We start from the raw sequence: 17,311 nt of genomic DNA, 5'->3' as shown, positions 1-17,311 counted from the left end.
CGTCGATTTTTCCGGCGATCCCCGCGTCCCCATGCTCGCAGGAACGGCGCCGGAACGTGTTGCCCTCAGGTGAATTGGTCGTTAGTTACCCGGGCATCAAACGGTCACGCCGGGTCGAACCCGTAGACCTGTCCGTCGGAGGTGGCCACGACGACGCGCCGGTCGTGCCCGACCGAGACGCCCACCGGCCAGCCGCTGGCGTTGGGAAGCCGGTAGGTATTGACGGGGTTGCCGTCACCGAGGGTGAAGATCCGCAGGGCCAGACCCGCAGACTCGCCCTCACCGTCCGGTATCACCGTGTAGCCGAGGCCGGCCAGGCTGGACGTCGTCAGCGGGGTGGTGTCCTCGCGGGTCCACACCTCCTCGCCGCCGGACGCGGTGTCGCGGATCGCGGTCAGCCGGGAACCAGGCCCGCCACCGGCGATGATCAGCCCGTCGGGTGTCACCGACGGTGGGGTCTGGGCCAGATAGTCCAGCGGCACCGACCACTTCTCGCTGCCGTCGGCGGCGTCGATGGCCCACAGGCGTTCGTCGCGGCCGTTGACGTACACCGTCGACCCGTCGGCCGACATCACGGGGCTGGCCAGCGGGCCACCACCGACTGCGTCGCTGGTCCACTCGCGGGTCAACAGAGGGGTCTGGCCCTGCTGGTAGCGCAGACCGACCAACACCGGCTTCTCGGCGCCGGGTTCCCACAACGACATCACGATCATGCCGGTGGCTTCGGAGAACGCCGGCGCCGCCGCCACCGGGCACTCCGGGCGGGCCAGCCGGCAGTCGGCCAGACCGCGCTCGGAATCCCGCGGATCCACTCCGTCGACCAGGTCGAGGGAGGTGCCGGACACAGTGCCCCGGTGCGCGTCGAAGACCAGCACCTGGCCCAGATGCGTCACGGACAGGAGCTGGCCCGGCGCCACCATCCGCGCGGTCAACGGCAGGCCGATGACCGGTCGGCGCCACCGCACCCACTGGGTCGGGGGGAACGACTGCAACAGCCCGGGCTGGCCGATGTAGAGGTTGTCGAAGCCGTCGAACAACGGGCTCGCGATGCCGCCGCCCTGCACCAGCCGGGTGCACCAGCGCTGCCTGCCGCGGTTGTCGACCTCCCAGACCATCAGCGAGCAGCCGCCCTCGGTCTGGCCGTTGACGGCCAGATAGTTGCCCGAGCCGAGCGCCACCTGCGCTGCCAGGCTGCCCTTCACCGAGCGGCCCCAGTCCAGCTGCAGCGCCTCAGCCCCTTCGACGGGGGAGAAGCTGCTGTTGGCGGCGTCGTGGTACTGCGCCGACCAGCCGGTCGCCGCGCGGGCCAGCACCCAGGAATCGGTGTTGCCGCAGCCGGCGAGCACGACGGCGAGCAATGCCGTCCAAGCCACCACGATGATTCGCCGGAGCACGGGATCCCTTCTCAGCACGTCGACGTCGAGCCCCCGTGAGGGTAACCGGTGGGTCCGGCCGAGGCCGGAAGCCGGGGCCCGGGATGTCCCGGCCGGGCGCGTAGGCTCTTCGGCCATGACGACGATGTGGGGTGCACCGCTGCACAAACGCTGGCGGGGGTCGCGCTTGCGGGATCCACGTCAGGCCAAGTTCCTCACCGCGGCATCGCTGAGATGGGTGATCGCCAACCGTGCCTACACCCCGTGGTACCTGGTGCGGTACTGGCGGCTGCTGAAGTTCAAGCTGACCAACCCGCACATCATCACCAGGGGCATGGTGTTCCTCGGCAAGGATGTCGAGATCCAGTCGACCCCGGAGCTGGCGCAGATGGAGATCGGGCGCTGGGTGCACATCGGCGACAAGAACACCATCCGCTGCCACGAGGGGTCACTGCGCATCGGCGACAAGGTGGTGCTCGGCCGCGACAACGTCATCAACACCTATTTGGACATCGAACTCGGCGACTCGGTGCTGATGGCCGACTGGTGCTACATCTGCGACTTCGACCACAAGATGGACAGCATCGAACTGCCCATCAAGGACCAGGGCATCGTCAAGGGCCCGGTCCGTATCGGACCCGACACCTGGGTCGGGGTCAAGGTCAGCGTGCTGCGCAACACCACCATCGGGCGCGGCTGCGTGCTCGGCTCTCACGCCGTGGTGCGCGGTGACATCCCGGACTTCTCGATCGCCGTCGGCGCCCCGGCCAAGGTGGTCAAGAACCGCAAGCTGTCCTGGGAGACCTCGGCGGCCGAGCGGGCCGAACTGGCCGCCGCGCTCGCCGACATCGAGCGTAAGAAGGCCGCTCAGAAGTAACCGCTGTCGACGGCGCGAAGATCAAGCGCTCGCCGCTGTTTCCTCTTCGCGCAAGCGCTCATCGGCGGTCGTTTCCTCTTCGCGCAAGCGCTCATCGGCGGTCGTTTCCTCTTCGCGCAAGCGCTCATCGGCCCGGCAGAGGGCGCTCCACGATCGGGCGCCTCGACTGCGGCCGGCGCACCGCCCGCTTGGCCGCCAGATACACCTGCTCGGTCTCTGCGGCCACGGTGTGCCACGCGAAATCAGAGGTCAGCCGGGCCCGTGCCGCGGCCGCGCGGTCCTGTGCGGCCTCCGGCGAATCGAGCACCGCGCGGATCGCGGCGGCCAGCGCGGGGACGTCACCCGGCGGATAGGACATCCCCGTCACACCGTCGATCACCGCTTCGCCGAGCCCACCGGCCGTCGAGGTGACCAGTGGTGTGCCTGCTGCGGCGGCTTCGAGAGCGACGATGCCGAACGGTTCGTAGTGCGACGGCAGTACGGCGACGTCGGCCTGATGGAGGAGACGCAGCAGCTCCTGATGATCCACGCGGCCAACGAAATTGGTCGCCTTGACCACTTTGTGCTTACGGGCCTGCTCGGTGAGGAAATCCAGCTGGGTGCCGTCGCCGGCGATGGTCAGCGTGGTGCCGGGGTGGGTGCGGCGCACCTTGGGCAGTGCCGCGATCGCGTCGTGCACGCCCTTCTCGTACTCCAGGCGGCCGAAATACAGCAGCTCGGCGGGCCCGGGGTGGGGCCGCCGCGGCGCGAACGGCCAGCCGTCGGTGTCGATGCCGTTCGGGATCACCGAGATGTCCGCCAGTTCCGGGCCGAACAGCGTGGTGATTTCGTCGCTCATCGACGCCGAGCAGGTGATCAACGAGTCCGAGTCGCGCACCAGCCAGGACTCCAGCGCGTGGACCTGACGGCTCACCGGACCGGACACCCAGCCGGAGTGCCTGCCGGCCTCCGTCGCGTGGATCGTCGAAACCAATGGCACGTCGAAGAACTGGGCCAGCGCCACCGCCGGGTGGGCGACCAGCCAGTCGTGGGCGTGCACGATGTCGGGACGCCAGTCACCGAGCGCGAAGCCGGCGCGGATCATCGCGTGTCCCATCGCCAGCACCCAGGCCATCATGTCGGTGCCGAAGGCGAACTCGTGCGGGTCCTCGGCGGCCGCGATCACCCGCACGCCCTCGCAGACCTCGTCGGTCGTCGGGTGGCTCTGCGGGTCGGTGCCCGTCGGGCGGCGGCTGAGCACGACAACCTCGTGGCCGGCATTGACCAGCTCGGTGGCCAGGTGGTGCACGTGGCGTCCGAGGCCGCCGATCACCACCGGCGGGTACTCCCACGAGACCAGCAGGATCTTCATCTTCATGGGCTGGGCAGCCTCCGTGCGTCGAGCGCGCCAAACAGCCCGTCGGCGCGGTTCCAGCCCTCGGCGAGCCGCTGGGCCTGATCGCGGCGCCCCGCCGCCAGCGCCGCCGAGATCTCCCGCGTCGCATGCGCGTGCAGGTGCGCGCGGTAGCGCGCGTAATCGGCCGCGGAGTCCTTGCTGACCATGAACGGCCAGTCGCTGGACACCGTCAACAGGGTCTCGCGCAGGATCTGGTCGGCGACGAAATCCCTTGGCGTCGGCGCATCCAGCGACGACCGGTGGACGAGCGCCTTGTCGACGGTGCTCAATGCGGTGTCGACGACCTCGTTGTTGAGCTGCACCAGGTCGGCAACCTTCTCGCCGGACCAGACCTGCCAGTCCTTGCCGGAACCCCAACTGCTGGGCGGCAATTCGACCGGTGCGCCGACGTAGCCCGCGGTGATCGCATCCGCGAGCGTGCCGACCCGCACCCCGGCGGCGGGCAGCGCCCGCAGCACCCGCTCCAGCCACAGCGGACCCTCGTACCACCAGTGGCCGAACAGCTCGGTGTCGAACGCGGCGACCACGTGCGCGGGACGCCCGATGCGGGCACTCTCGGCCGTCAACCGGTCGCGCACCGTCTCGACGAAATCGGCGACATGGACGTCGACGGCGGCCGATGCGCGGTCGAAGTCGTACGGCGCCTTGGCATCCGAGGGCACGCTGCGACCGGTAACCCGCGCGGGCTTGAGGCCGGTGGCGTGGTCGTAGGTGTGGAAGTCGCGGTACGCCGCGTGACCCGGATAGCCGGACTTCGGCGACCATACGCGGTAGCTGACCTGAAGATCCCGGCCGAACGCGACCACATCGGAGTCGCCGACCGGGCGGCCCAGCGAGGTGTCGCCGCGCAGGGACGGCCCGTCGACCATGAAGTGGCTGACACCCGCGGCGGCATATCCGGACTCCATGCCGGGGGCGTACGCGCATTCGGGTGCCCAGATCCCGGTGGGCGAGTGGGCGAACCGCGCCCCGGCGTCGGCGAGTCCCTCGCGCAACGCGAACTCCCGCAGTCGAGGGTTCAGCAACGGCTGGAACGGATGCGCCAGCGGGCCGCCCAGCAGCTCGATGACCTCGCCGTCGAGCAGCTCACGGAACACCGGGCTGCCGCCGTGGCGCCACAGCGTGTCGAACTCGTCGAGCTCGCGTTCGGCCTCGGCGTACTCGCGGGCTCCGAAGCGGCGCAGGGCGTCCGGTTCGGACGCGGGTGAGGCGCCCGGCTCCGCGGTGCGGGTGGACGCCGCCTCCAAGGCCCGCAGCTGCCAGTTCGCCAGCCAGTGGTGCATGCCCTGCAGGCAGTACGGGTCGTCGAGCTGGGCGGCGACCACCGGTGTGACGCCGAGGGTCACCAGGTGTCGGCGGTTCTCGGCGGCCAGTGTGCGCAGCACCCGCACCAGCGGCAGGTACGCCGCCGACCACGATTGGTAGAGCCACTCCTCACCGACCGGCCAGCGGCCGTGATGGGCCAGCCAAGGCAGATGGGTGTGCAGGACCAGCGTGAAAAGCCCGGGGACGGGCTCCGTCGTCGAATCGGTCACGGCCGCACCGCGATCGCGACCAGATCCAGGCTGTCATCGATGGGTCGGGTCTCGGACCCGGGGGCCAGGTCGAAGTGGTCGATGGTCACCGACTCCACGTCGGCGAGCAGTTCGGCCGACCACGGGGCGTCGGCCAGGGCGCGCGCGATCTGCGCGTCGATGATCGAACCGCCGTGGCGCGCGTCGAGCTCGGCGAGCGCGGGGCCGTGGTACACCCCGAGCATGGCCTCCATCCGGAACCCCGCGGCCTCCAGCAGCTCGGTCAGCTCCGCGGCGTTGAGCTCGCGGGTGTGGAACGGATTGACCGGGGTGTCGCGCCCGGGGGAGAAGGTGATGCGGTTCGGGGTCGACATCAGCAGCGTGCCGCCGGGACGCAGCACCCGGGCGCACTCGGTGACGAACTGGCCCTGATCCCACAGATGCTCGATCACCTGGAAGTTGACCACGACGTCGACCGCGCCGTCCGGTAGCGGGAGCTCGGCCAGGTTGCCGTGACGCATATCGACGCGCGGATACCGGGCCCGCACGTGCGCGACCGCGCTCTCGTCGTAGTCCAGGCCGATCACGGTGCGTGCCACGTCGGCGATCAGATCGGCGCCGTAACCCTCACCGCTGCCGGCCTCCAGCACGTCGCGGTCGCGGCAGCGCTCGACCAGTCGTCGGTACACCACCTCGTGGCGGCGGAACCAGTAATTCTCCTCGGCGAGGCCGGGGATGGTTCGTTCGCCGGTGAGAGGTAGTCCCGGGTCGCCGTCGGTCACAGATGCGCTCATCAGAAAGGCAGGCTAACCCGTAACCGACCGTAGGCGAACTCTTCGCATCGTCGTTGTGGTCGCCGCGCCGACAGATCGCAAACTTCGACCAGCTATGGTGTTCCTGCGTAGCGCCTGAAGTTACCCGTGGGTAACATGGGGTTGATTGCATCAATCGTGGTATTGCAGGCCGGCCAACGGCCTCATCGAGGAGGACGAACCAGAGTCATGACGAACATCGTGGTCCTGATCAAACAGGTCCCTGACACGTGGTCCGAGCGCAAGCTGTCCGAGGGTGACTGGACGCTCGACCGGGAGGCCGCCGACGCCGTACTCGACGAGATCAACGAGCGCGCCGTCGAAGAAGCGCTGCTCATCAAGGAACGGGAAGGCGGCGACAGCACCGTCACCGTCCTGACCGCCGGTCCCGAGCGCGCCACCGAGGCCATCCGCAAGGCCCTGTCCATGGGCGCCGACAAGGCCGTGCACCTGCTCGACGACGGCCTGCACGGCTCCGACATGGTGCAGACGGGCTGGGCGCTGGCCCGCGCGCTGGGCACCATCGAGGGCACCGAGCTGGTCATCGCCGGTAACGAGGCCACCGACGGCACCGGCGGCGCCGTGCCGGCGATCATCGCCGAGTACCTGGGCCTGCCGCAGCTGACCCATGTGCGCAAGCTGTCCGTGGAGAACGGCAAGGTCACCGCCGAGCGCGAGACCGACGACGGCGTGTTCACCCTCGAGGCGTCGCTGCCCGCCGTGGTCAGCGTCAACGAGAAGATCAACGAGCCGCGCTTCCCGTCCTTCAAGGGCATCATGGCCGCGAAGAAGAAGGAAGTGACCACCCTGACGCTGGCCGAGATCGGCGTCGAGGCAGACGAGGTCGGCGTCGCCAACGCCGGTTCCAAGGTGCTGTCCTCGACCCCGAAGCCGCCGAAGACCGCAGGCGAGAAGGTCACCGACGAAGGCGACGGCGGCACGAAGATCGCCGAGTACCTGGTCGGTCAGAAGATTATCTAGAACTTCCATTCATCAACGGACATAGAGGCATACGAAACCCATGGCTGAAGTACTCGTGCTCGCCGAGCACGCCGAAGGTGCGCTGAAGAAGGTCACCGCCGAACTGATCACCGCGGCCCGCGCGCTGGGTGAGCCCTCCGCCGTCGTGGTGGGCAAGCCCGGCACCGCCGAACCCCTGGTGGACGGTCTGAAGTCGGCCGGCGCCGCCAAGATCTACGTCGCCGAATCCGACGACGCAGAGAACTACCTGATCACCCCGTACGTGGACGTGCTGGCCTCGCTGGCCGAGTCGGCGTCGCCCGCGGCCGTGCTGTTGGCCGCCAGCGCCGACGGCAAGGAGATTGCGGGACGTCTCGCCGCCCGCATCGGCGCAGGCATCCTCAGCGACGTCGTCGACGTCAAGGACGGCGGAAAGGCCGTCCACTCGATCTTCGGCGGTGCCTACACCGTCGAGGCCGAGGCCGTCGGCGACACCCCGGTGATCACCGTGCGTCCCGGTGCGATCGAGGCGGCGCCGTCGGACGGCGCCGGTGAGGTCGTCAACGTCGAGGTGCCCGCACCCGCGGAGAACGCCACCAAGATCACGTCGCGGGAGCCCGCCGTGGCCGGCGATCGTCCGGAGCTCACCGAGGCGAGCGTCGTCGTGGCCGGCGGCCGCGGTGTCGGCAGCGCCGAGAACTTCGGCATCGTCGAGGAACTCGCCGATTCGCTGGGCGCCGCCGTCGGCGCGTCCCGCGCCGCGGTCGACTCCGGCTACTACCCGGGCCAGTTCCAGGTCGGTCAGACCGGCAAGACCGTGTCCCCGCAGCTGTACATCGCCCTGGGCATCTCCGGCGCGATCCAGCACCGGGCCGGTATGCAGACGTCGAAGACGATCATCGCGGTCAACAAGGACGAAGAGGCGCCGATCTTCGAGATCGCCGATCTCGGCATCGTCGGCGACCTGTTCAAGGTCACCCCGCAGCTGACCGAGGCGGTCAAGGCCCGCAAGGGATAGTCCGCAGCGAAGGCAACCGAGGCCCCCATCTCACATCGAGGTGGGGGCCTCGTGCGTGCCGGGTCGAACCGGCTCGCGTCCCGAACCGTCATCTGACGCTCACGAACACGTCACGCGCCGCTTGCCGGGCCGCCGGACGGCTGCACCACCGTGACGGCCATGAGCACCGCATCCGTACTCATCCCCGGCGAGACGTTCCTGCCCTCCGGCCCGGCGCCGCGCTACAGCCTGCTGCTGTGCACCGACCCGGGCTCCATCGAGGCCGCCCAGCGGCTGCGCCACGACGTGTTCAGCGCCGAGCCGGGATTCACCCTGCGCGACGCTGGTCCCGACGGGCGCGACGCCGACCGCTTCGACGACTACTGCGACCACCTTCTGGTTCGCGACGACGGCACCGGAGAGTTCGTCGGCTGCTACCGCATGCTGCCCCCACCGGCCGCGATCGCCGCCGGTGGCCTCTACACCGCAACGGAATTCGACGTCTCGGCGCTGGACCCGCTGCGGCCGTCGCTGGTCGAGATGGGCCGCGCGGTGGTACGTGACGGGCATCGGCACGGCGCGGTCGTGCTGCTGATGTGGGCCGGCATCCTGGCCTATCTGGACCGCAGCGGCTACGACCATGTCGCAGGCTGTGTCTCGGTTCCCGTCGCCGATCCCACCGGCCAGACCCCGGCCGGCAGCCGGCTGCGCGGTGTCCGCGACGCCGTGTTGCGCCGGCATGCCGCGCCGCCCGAGTACACCGTGCACCCGTATCGCCCGGTGGTGGTCGACGGTCGTCGGCTCGACGACATCGCTGCCCCGGCACGGGTGACGCTGCCGCCGCTTCTGCGTGGCTATCTGAGGCTGGGGGCGCAGGTGTGCGGCGAACCCGCCCACGATCCGCAGTTCGGGGTCGGCGACTTCCCGGCGCTGCTCGACAAACGCCGCGCCGACGTCCGGTACCTGCGCAGGCTGCGGTCGGCAGGCGCCGCTGCTGCGGTCGAGGCCCGGTCGTGACCCTCGCCGCCCGGCACGCGTGGGTGCAGGCCGCACCGTGCGGCCCGGGCTGTGTGCGCTCCGGCGCCGACGAACCGGGCCACCGGTGGGTGGTCGCGCTGCGGACCGCGCTGCGCGTCACCGCGGCGATGACGCTGCTGGGTGGGGTATGGCTGCTCGCGTTGCCGTTGCCCGGACGGGTACGGCTGCAGCGCGGCTATTGCCGGTTGATGCTGCGCAGCCTCGGCGTGCGGATGCGGGTCTCGGGCGGGCCGATCCGCAACCTTCCGGGGGTGCTGGTCGTCAGTGGGCATGTGTCCTGGCTGGACGTCTTCGCGCTCGGCGCGGTGCTGCCGGGGTCGTTCGTCGCGCGGGCCGACCTGCTGCGGCTGCCCGCACTCGGCCCGGTGGTGCGGATGATGAGGATCATCCCGATCGACCGCGACCGGCTGCGTCGACTCCCCGACGTGGTAGCGGCCGTCAGCGCCCGCCTGGCCGCCGGCCACACCGTGGTCGCGTTCCCCGAGGCCACCACCTGGTGCGGGCTGAGCCACGGTCGCTTTCGTCCGGCGATGTTCCAGGCTGCCGTCGACGCGGGCCGGCCGGTGCAGCCGGTGCGGCTCAGTTACCGCCACCGCGACGGCCGCCCGTCCACGGTGCCGGCGTTCGTCGGTGACGACAGCCTGCCGGCGTCGATCGCGCGGGTGATCACCGCCCGCCGCACGGTGTGCGACCTGCAGGTCGAGTCGCTGCAGCTGCCGGGCCGCGACCGCAGGGACCTGGCCGCCCGGTGTGAAGCCGCGGTGCTCGGCCACCCGGCGCCGCGGCGGCAGGCCAGGCCGGCCGGCTGTGACGCGGCCTCGGCGCTGTCCGCCTGAGCGCGATACGGGGCACCGGGCCGGCGGCGGCTATCCTGGAACGGTTATGTCTGTGTCCGGGCCCTCTGCCAGGCCGGTCTACCTCGACCACGCCGCCACCACCCCGATGCGCCCTGCCGCCATCGAGGCGATGACGGCCGTGCTGGCCACCGTCGGCAACGCGGCCTCACTGCACGGCTCCGGCCGGGCCGCCCGGAGGCGCCTGGAGGAGTCGCGCGAAGAACTCGCGCAGCTGCTCGGCGCCCGACCGTCCGAGGTGATCTTCACCGCGGGCGGCACCGAGAGCGACAACCTCGCCGTCAAGGGCATGTACTGGGCCCGCCACGATGCCGCGCCGACTCGGCGCCGGATCATCACCACGCCCATCGAGCACCACGCCGTCCTCGATGCGGTGGAATGGCTGGTCGAGCACGAGGACGCCGAAGTGACCTGGCTGCCGGTCGATCGGCACGGCACCGTGCGCCCCGCGGATCTGCGCGCCGCGCTCACCTCGGCCGACGACGTCGCGCTGGTCTCGGTGATGTGGGCCAACAACGAGGTCGGAACGATTCAGCCGATCGCCGAACTCGTCGCTGTCGCAGCCGAATTCGGAATCCCCATGCACAGCGACGCGGTGCAGGCCATCGGTCAGCTGCCGATCGACTTCACCGCCAGCGGGCTGGCGGCGATGAGCGTCACGGCGCACAAGTTCGGCGGGCCCACCGGTGTCGGCGCGCTGCTGCTCCGCCGTGACGCGGCCTGTGTCCCGCTGTTGCACGGCGGCGGCCAGGAGCGCGACGTGCGTTCCGGTACGCAGGACGTCGCCGGGGTCGTCGGGATGACCGCCGCCGCGCGCGCCGCCGTCGAGACCATGGATGCGGTGACCACCCGGGTGCGGGACCTGCGCGACCGGCTGGTCGACGGTGTCCTCGACAGGATCGACGATGTCGACGTCAACGGGGCGCCCGGCGCGGGCCGGCTTCCCGGCAACGCACACTTCACCTTTCGCGGGTGTGAGGGCGATTCCCTGCTGATGTTGTTGGATGCCAAGGGAATCGAGTGCTCCACCGGGTCAGCGTGTACCGCGGGGGTGGCGCAGCCCTCGCACGTGCTGACCGCGATGGGCGCCGACCCGGCGAACGCGCGGGGCTCGCTGCGGCTGTCGCTGGGCCACACCAGCACCGACGCCGACATCGACGCGGCGCTCGACGTGCTGCCCGCGGCGGTGGAACGGGCCCGGCAGGCGGCACTGGCCAGTTCGGGACGGCACTGACGATGCGGGTACTGGTCGCGATGAGCGGTGGCGTGGACTCCTCGGTGGCCGCCGCCAGGATGGTCGACGCCGGACACGACGTCGTCGGCGTGCATCTGGCGCTGTCCTCGGCGCCGGGGACGCTGCGCACGGGGTCTCGCGGCTGCTGCTCCAAGGAGGACGCCGGAGATGCCCGCCGGGTCGCCGACGTGCTCGGAATCCCGTTCTACGTCTGGGATTTCGCCGACCGTTTCAAAGAGGACGTGATCGACGACTTCGTCGAGGCCTACGCACGCGGCGAGACGCCCAACCCGTGTGTGCGCTGCAACGAGCGCATCAAGTTCTCCGCGTTGGCATCTCGTGCGCTCGCGCTCGGCTTCGACGCGCTGGCCACCGGTCACTACGCCCGCCTGGAGAACGGCAGGCTGCGCCGCGCCGTCGACCACGACAAGGACCAGTCCTACGTGCTCGCGGTGCTGACCGCCGAACAGTTGCGCCACGCCCTGTTCCCGATCGGCGACACCCCGAAGTCCCAGATCCGTGAGGAGGCCGCGCGCCGCGGCCTGGCGGTGGCCGACAAGGCCGACAGTCACGACATCTGCTTCATCCCGTCCGGCGACACCCAGGCCTTTCTCGGCGCCCGGATCGGGGTGCGCCGCGGCAGCGTGGTGGACTCGGCGGGCACGGTGCTCGCCGAACACGACGGCGTGCACGGCTTCACGATCGGGCAGCGCAAGGGCCTGGGCATCCCCGGTCCCGGTCCTGACGGGCGCCCGCGCTATGTGACCGGGATCGACGCGCAGACCGGCACCGTCCAGGTCGGCACCGTCGACGATCTCGAGGTCGGCACCCTGGAGGGCGATGCGCCGGTGTTCACCGCCGGTGTCGCGCCGCACGGACCGGTCGAGGGCGTGGTCCAGGTCCGTGCCCACGGCGGCATCGCCGACGCGGTCGCCGAACTGCGCGGCGAGACCCTGCACGTGACGCTGCGCAGCCCGCTGCGCGGGGTGGCGCCCGGCCAGACACTGGTGCTCTACCGTCCCGACCCCGACGGCGACGAGGTGCTGGCCAGCGCGACGATCCGCGCCGCACGCTGACTCAGCCCGAGATGTTGGCCATGATGTTGGTCATCACGATGTCGGGCACCGAATCGGGGAACGCGCAGAACGTGACCTCGACGAGCACCGCGGACTTCACCCGGTAGTCGCGGCCGCAGGCGCCGGGCCTGGTCTGGATCGACTCCGGGGTCGCCGACACCTCACCGACCATCGCCGCACCGGCGCCGGTGTCACCGCACCGCGCGATCTGCTCGACCACCGAATCGAAGGCCCGCTGCGCGGCGGCAGCGTCGCGGTATCCGGCGGCCGCCTGCGAGATCAGGCCCCCGCGGGGCGGGTGCTGATAGGTGTTCTTGTGGAACTCCTCGATCTCGTCGCCGAACAGCCGGGTCTCGGCGTAAACCCACTGGCATTGCGGTACAACGGTTTCCATCAGGAACTCGATATCCACCGGAGCTTTGGTGTCGGTTCCCGGGATCATCGTCAGGTCCGCACCGGCTCCGGTGACGGCCTGCATCTGCGCGCGGTCGAGCAACACCGAGTCGACGTCGACCGGTGAGCGGGAGTCCTCGTCGATCGCCGGTACCGCACGGACCGCGACGCCGGAAACGCTCTGCGCGCACCCGGCGGCCAGTATCGCGGTGGCGCACATCAGCGAGGCGCACGCGCGGCCCGTCATACCCGAACCCTAACCCGTCGCATATCGTCGGGCGAGTGAGTGTTTTCGCGACGGCGACCGGCATCGGATCCTGGCCCGGCACCGCTGCCAGGGAGGCCGCCGAGATCGTCGTCGGTGAGTTGCACCATCTGCCGCATCTGGTCGAGTTGCCCGCCCGCGGTGTCGGCGCCGACCTGATCGGCCGCGCCGCCGCGCTGCTGGTCGACATCACGATGGACACGGTGCCGCGCGGATACCGCGTCGCCTCTGGGCGGACCTCGGCCACCCGGCGGGCCGTCAGTTTCCTCGACGAGGATCTCGACGCGCTGGAGGAGGCGTGGGAGAAGGCCGGCTTGCGCGGCAGCGAACGGGCGCTGAAGCTGCAGGCGCCCGGACCGATCACCTTGGCCGCGCACCTGGAGCTGGGCGGTGGGCACCGGGCCATCACCGACGCCGGAGCGGTCCGCGATCTGAGCGCGTCGCTGGCCGAAGGGGTGGCCGAGCACCGCAGAAATCTGGCGCGCCGGCTGGAGAGCCCGGTGGTGGTCCAGTTCGACGAGCCGACGCTGCCCGCCGCGCTGGCCGGCAGGCTGACCGGGGTGAGCAGCCTGAACCCGGTCCACCCGGTCGACGAGTCGCTGGTCACGGTGCTGCTCGACGAGTGCGCAGCGACGGTCGGCGGTGACGTCGCCGTGCACAGCTGCGCCCCGGATCTTCCATGGAAACTCTTGCAGCGCAGCGTGATCAGCGCCGTTTCGGTGGATCTGAACACGCTGTCCGCCGCCGACCTGGACGGGATCGGCGAGTTCGTCGACTCGGGCCGGACCGTGGTGATCGGCGCGGTCCCCACCTCCGCGCCCGCAGCGCGCACGTCGGCCGAACAGATCGCCGCGGCGGTCGCCGGCGTCACCGACCGCCTGGGGTTCGCCAGGACCGTGCTGCGGGAGCGGATCGGGGTCAGCCCCGCGTGTGGGCTGGCCGCAGCAACCGGCGAATGGGCCCGCAGAGCGGTCGAACTGGCGCAGCGCGCCGCCGACGGTCTGGCCGAGGATCCGGACGGCGTTTGAAGTTTTAGCGCTGAGGCGGTCCTGAACGTGGGCTAGTGTCAGTCGCGAAGGATGCCGGCGGTGCCGGCGCGGGGGTGCGAGTACGCAAGAGTCACGGGGTTGATGCAGTGTCGGGGAAGCTCTCGAATCGAGGGTCATCGCCCGGCCACGACGAGACCGCGCGCCTTCGGGTGCTCGGCTCGCTCGAGATCCTCGACACCGAGCCGGAAGAGTCCTTCGACGGTCTGACCGAGCTCGCGGCGGCGGTGTGCGACGCCCCGATGGCGTTGATCGGGTTCGTCGACGCCGACCGGGTGTGGATCAAATCCGGTCACGGGGTGGGCCTGTCCGACGTCGCGCGGGAGATGTCGTTCTGCGGCATCGCCGTCGAGGACGGTGCGCTGGTCGAGATCGCCGACACCCACGCCGACGCCCGGTTCGCCGGCCATCCGATGGTCACCGGTGCACCGCATCTGCGGTTCGGCGCGGCCATGCCGATCGTCACCGCCGACGGGCACCGGATCGGGGCGGTCTGTGTGCTGGATCGCCGCCCGCGGGCCCTGACCGACGCGCAGCGCCGGTACCTTCGCACCCTGGCCCGGCAGGTGCTGGCTCTGCTGGAGTTGCGAAGCCGCGCAAACGAACCCGACTCCGAACTGGCCCGTCAACAGCAGCGCATGCTCAGCGGCGTGCTCGACCACCCCGATGTGCTGGTCTTCGCCAAGGATGTCGACGGCCGCTTCGTGATGGCCAACCGTGCGCTGCAGGACGTCACCAACGCGGGCCGCTCGCTGATCGGCGGCACCGATTTCGACTTCTTCGAAAAGGACATCGCCGAGCACTACCGACGCAACGACCGGCAGATCATGACCACCCGCGAACGGCAGGTGTTCAGCGAAGAGGTGGTCCACCCGGACGGCTCGGTGCACATCTATCGCTCCACGAAGTTCCCGCTCACCGACGAGGCCGGTGAGGTCAGCGGTGTCGGCGGCGTGTCGACCGATGTGACCGAGCTCGCCGCCGCCCGCGCTGCGCACGCCGCGGCCGAGGAACGGTGGCGCGCGCTGGTCGAGCAGTCCCAGGATCCGGTCGTCGTCGTCGACACCGAGGGCAGGATCGCCTACGTCAACCCCGCCGGGGTCGCGCTGCTCGGGGTGGCGTCGGCCGAGGACGTCGCGCTGGTCTCGGCGATGGATTTCGTGCCCGAGCGCATCCGCTCCGTGACGCAGGCCCTCCTCGACGAGACGCTGTCCACCACCGGCATCGTGCGCTCGCAGCGCGGCGTACTACGCAGGCATGACGGCACCGAGCTTCTGGTCGAGTTCAACGCGACGGTGGTCAAGCACTCGGGGGAGCGCAGCGTCCAGCTCGAGGTGCGCGACGTGTCGGAGGCGGTGGCCGCGCATGCGGCGCTGAAACACTCGGCGTCGACCGACCCGCTGACCGGGGTGCTCAACCGCAGCGCCTGGGACGCCCAGGTGACCCCGCTGCTGGCGAGCGTCTCCGAGGCCTCACCGCTGACGGTCGCGGTGATCGACCTCGACAACTTCAAGGGTTACAACGACACCCGGGGCCACACCGCCGGGGATCTGCTGCTGCAGCAGTTCGCCGGGGCCGCGGGCGCGTCGATTCGCCAGCAGGACATCTTCGCCCGGTGGGGCGGTGAGGAATTCATCCTGGCGTTGCCGGGCACCGACCCGCAGCGGGCACAGACGATGCTCAACCGGATCCGGGCCTGCGTGCCGTTCGGGCAGACCTGTTCGATCGGGTACACCGGCCACAGACCAGGAGACACCCTCACCGAGACGGTGGTGCGCGCCGACAAGGCGCTGTACGAAGCCAAGAGCCGCGGCAGGGATCAGCTCGCGCGCCGCTAGGGGGTCCGCAGATCCTTGCGAAGAATCTTGCCGGAGGCCGACTTCGGGATCGCGTCGATGAACGCCACCTGGCGGACCTTCTTGTACGGGGCGACGTGTCCGGCCACGAACTCCATCACCTCGGACTCGGTCAGCTGCGCGCCGGCCTGCGTCACCACGAAGGCCTTCGGCACCTCTTCACCGTCGGCGTCTGGCGCGCCCACCACGGCGGCATCGGCGATGTCGGGATGCGACAGCAGCACGGCCTCCAGTTCGGCGGGCGGCACCTGATAGCCCTTGTACTTGATCAGTTCCTTGAGCCGGTCGACGATGTAGACCAGCCCGCGGGCATCGACCCGCGCCAGGTCACCGGTGTGCAACCAGCCGTCCTCGTCGATCGTCTCCTTCGTCGCGGCCTCGTTGTTCAGGTATCCGGCCATCACGTTCGGTCCCTTGAACCACAACTCGCCGGTGTCGCTGACCCCCTCGTCCGGGACCTGGATCTCGCGGCGGGTTTCCGGGTCGACGAGCTTGGACGCGGCGTTGGAGACCGTCCAGCCGACCGAACTCAGCGGAGCGTCCTCGTGCATGTTGACCCGGCCGCCGTCGAACGGGGTGATGTGGCTGACCGGGCTGAGCTCACTCATGCCGTATCCCTGAACCACCTTGCAGTCCAGGCGTTTCGCGACGGCGTGCCCGAGGTCGGCGTCCAGCGGCGCCGCTCCGGACATCACGACCTTCAGCGAGGACAGATCGTGGTCGTCGACCAGCGGGTGCTTCGCCAGTGCCACTGCGACCGGCGGGGCGATGAACGCGATCGTGCACTTGTGTTCGGCGATGTTGCCGAGGAACTCGCCGAGATCGAAACTCGGCATGATCACCAGCTTCGCCCGCGCGTGCACCGCGGCGTTGAGCAGCACCGTCATCCCGTAGATGTGGAAGAACGGCAGCACGGCGAGCACCACATCGTCGGCGACCATGCCGTGCAGCGGCCGGATCTGCGCGACGTTGGCGACGAGGTTGCGGTGGGTGAGCATCACACCCTTCGGGTTGCCGGTCGTCCCGGAGCTGTACGGCAGCGCCGCCAGATGCGACGACGGGGCGAAATGCACTTGTGGCGCAGCCGTTCCCGACGCATGGATGTCGGCGGCGTTGGGATGGCCGGCGCCGCCGCCGGAACCGTCGCGGCCTGGCCCGTCGAGCACGATCAGATCCTCGTCGGACAGACCCGCCAGCACGGCGGCCTCCTTGGCCTGCGCCAGCAACGGCGACACCGTGATGAGCGTCTTGGCCTTGGAATCGGTGAGCTGTTTGGCGATGTCCTTGGCGGTGAACAGCGCGTTGATGGTGGTGGCCGTCGCGCCGGCGCGCAGGATCCCGTGGAAGGCCACCGCGAACGCCGAACTGTTCGGCGCCAGCAATCCGACGACGTCGCCGACACCGACGCCGCGGGCGGCCAGCGCCCCGGCGAACGCGTCGATGCGGGCGACCATCTCCCGATAGGTCGTCTCGCGACCCGACTTCGCGTCGACCAGCGCCACCCGGTCCAGGTGGGGATCGTCCGAGTCGGACAGGCCGGCGAACAGGTAGTCGTAGACGCTGGCGGTGGGGATGTCGACTTCGGGGAAGGGGCTAGAGAAGCTCATGGTGTCTCCGATC

General features: G+C 70.1%; 15 protein-coding genes. 9 read left to right on the top strand and 6 right to left on the bottom strand.

The genetic code is table 11. The annotated features are described in order from the left end of the window. Positions 1-104: 104 nt before the first annotated feature. Entirely contained in the window at positions 105-1,394 is a 1,290-nt protein-coding gene (locus NTM_RS25410) for a BamB-related PQQ repeat family beta-propellar protein (RefSeq protein ID WP_163768852.1), read from the bottom strand. Positions 1,395-1,509: 115 nt separating this feature from the next. Here NTM_RS25410 and NTM_RS25405 point away from each other — a divergent pair, with 115 nt between their 5' ends. Further along, a complete protein-coding gene (locus NTM_RS25405; RefSeq protein WP_083141501.1) occupies positions 1,510-2,250 on the top strand; it encodes an acyltransferase in 741 nt (246 codons plus the stop codon). Positions 2,251-2,374: 124 nt separating this feature from the next. Here NTM_RS25405 and NTM_RS25400 read toward each other — a convergent pair whose 3' ends face one another. From NTM_RS25400 to NTM_RS25390, 3 genes are read right to left on the bottom strand one after another with little or no spacing between them, the layout of a single operon-like run. After that, positions 2,375-3,601 carry a glycosyltransferase family 4 protein gene (locus tag NTM_RS25400; protein WP_170312032.1) on the bottom strand — a complete coding sequence of 409 codons (1,227 nt, stop codon included), beginning with the start codon at positions 3,599-3,601 and terminating at the stop codon, positions 2,375-2,377. Positions 3,602-3,603: 2 nt separating this feature from the next. After that, entirely contained in the window at positions 3,604-5,181 is a 1,578-nt protein-coding gene (locus NTM_RS25395) for a 1,4-alpha-glucan branching protein domain-containing protein (protein ID WP_163768848.1), read from the bottom strand. Continuing rightward, positions 5,178-5,954 carry a class I SAM-dependent methyltransferase gene (locus NTM_RS25390; RefSeq protein ID WP_104864661.1) on the bottom strand — a complete coding sequence of 259 codons (777 nt, stop codon included), beginning with the start codon at positions 5,952-5,954 and terminating at the stop codon, positions 5,178-5,180. The genes NTM_RS25395 and NTM_RS25390 overlap by 4 nt, the downstream gene beginning before the upstream one ends. A gap of 207 nt (positions 5,955-6,161) precedes the next feature. Between NTM_RS25390 and NTM_RS25385 the strand changes: the two genes are divergently transcribed. From NTM_RS25385 to mnmA, 6 genes are all read left to right on the top strand, one after another. Then, a complete protein-coding gene (locus NTM_RS25385; protein ID WP_083141505.1) occupies positions 6,162-6,953 on the top strand; it encodes an electron transfer flavoprotein subunit beta/FixA family protein in 792 nt (263 codons plus the stop codon). 40 nt (positions 6,954-6,993) lie between these two features. After that, positions 6,994-7,950: an electron transfer flavoprotein subunit alpha/FixB family protein gene (locus NTM_RS25380; RefSeq protein WP_104864662.1), complete on the top strand. Its 957-nt coding sequence runs from the start codon at positions 6,994-6,996 to the stop codon at positions 7,948-7,950. A 159-nt stretch (positions 7,951-8,109) separates the two neighbouring features. After that, a complete protein-coding gene (locus tag NTM_RS25375; RefSeq protein ID WP_163768847.1) occupies positions 8,110-8,946 on the top strand; it encodes a GNAT family N-acetyltransferase in 837 nt (278 codons plus the stop codon). Then, complete coding sequence (locus NTM_RS25370; protein ID WP_163768845.1) at positions 8,943-9,803, top strand: lysophospholipid acyltransferase family protein; 861 nt, start codon at positions 8,943-8,945, stop codon at positions 9,801-9,803. The genes NTM_RS25375 and NTM_RS25370 overlap by 4 nt, the downstream gene beginning before the upstream one ends. Before the next feature lie 52 nt (positions 9,804-9,855). Further along, the gene (locus tag NTM_RS25365) at positions 9,856-11,055 is read left to right on the top strand and encodes a cysteine desulfurase family protein (protein WP_435405110.1); all 1,200 of its coding nucleotides are present in this window, start codon (positions 9,856-9,858) and stop codon (positions 11,053-11,055) included. Positions 11,056-11,057: 2 nt separating this feature from the next. Then, on the top strand, positions 11,058-12,131 hold the full coding sequence (mnmA, locus tag NTM_RS25360; RefSeq protein WP_104864666.1) for a tRNA 2-thiouridine(34) synthase MnmA: 1,074 nt from the start codon (positions 11,058-11,060) through the stop codon (positions 12,129-12,131). 1 nt (position 12,132) lies between these two features. Here mnmA and NTM_RS25355 read toward each other — a convergent pair whose 3' ends face one another. Further along, a complete protein-coding gene (locus NTM_RS25355; RefSeq protein WP_104864667.1) occupies positions 12,133-12,771 on the bottom strand; it encodes a sensor domain-containing protein in 639 nt (212 codons plus the stop codon). Positions 12,772-12,806: 35 nt separating this feature from the next. Here NTM_RS25355 and NTM_RS25350 point away from each other — a divergent pair, with 35 nt between their 5' ends. Together NTM_RS25350 and NTM_RS25345 are read left to right on the top strand one after the other, a co-directional pair. Next, positions 12,807-13,817, top strand: a complete 1,011-nt coding sequence (locus NTM_RS25350; RefSeq protein ID WP_163768841.1) for a uroporphyrinogen decarboxylase/cobalamine-independent methonine synthase family protein — start codon at positions 12,807-12,809, stop codon at positions 13,815-13,817. 107 nt (positions 13,818-13,924) lie between these two features. Beyond that, positions 13,925-15,673 carry a sensor domain-containing diguanylate cyclase gene (locus tag NTM_RS25345; RefSeq protein ID WP_232079836.1) on the top strand — a complete coding sequence of 583 codons (1,749 nt, stop codon included), beginning with the start codon at positions 13,925-13,927 and terminating at the stop codon, positions 15,671-15,673. Here the strand turns inward: NTM_RS25345 and NTM_RS25340 are convergent. Next, on the bottom strand, positions 15,670-17,298 hold the full coding sequence (locus tag NTM_RS25340; protein ID WP_163768839.1) for a 4-coumarate--CoA ligase family protein: 1,629 nt from the start codon (positions 17,296-17,298) through the stop codon (positions 15,670-15,672). The genes NTM_RS25345 and NTM_RS25340 overlap by 4 nt on opposite strands. Positions 17,299-17,311: the final 13 nt, after the last annotated feature.

The organism is Mycolicibacterium parafortuitum (assembly GCF_010725485.1).
Classification (GTDB): Bacteria; Actinomycetota; Actinomycetes; order Mycobacteriales; family Mycobacteriaceae; genus Mycobacterium.
Note: the sequence above shows the minus strand (reverse complement) of the source record. Positions and strands in the feature narration are given on the sequence as shown.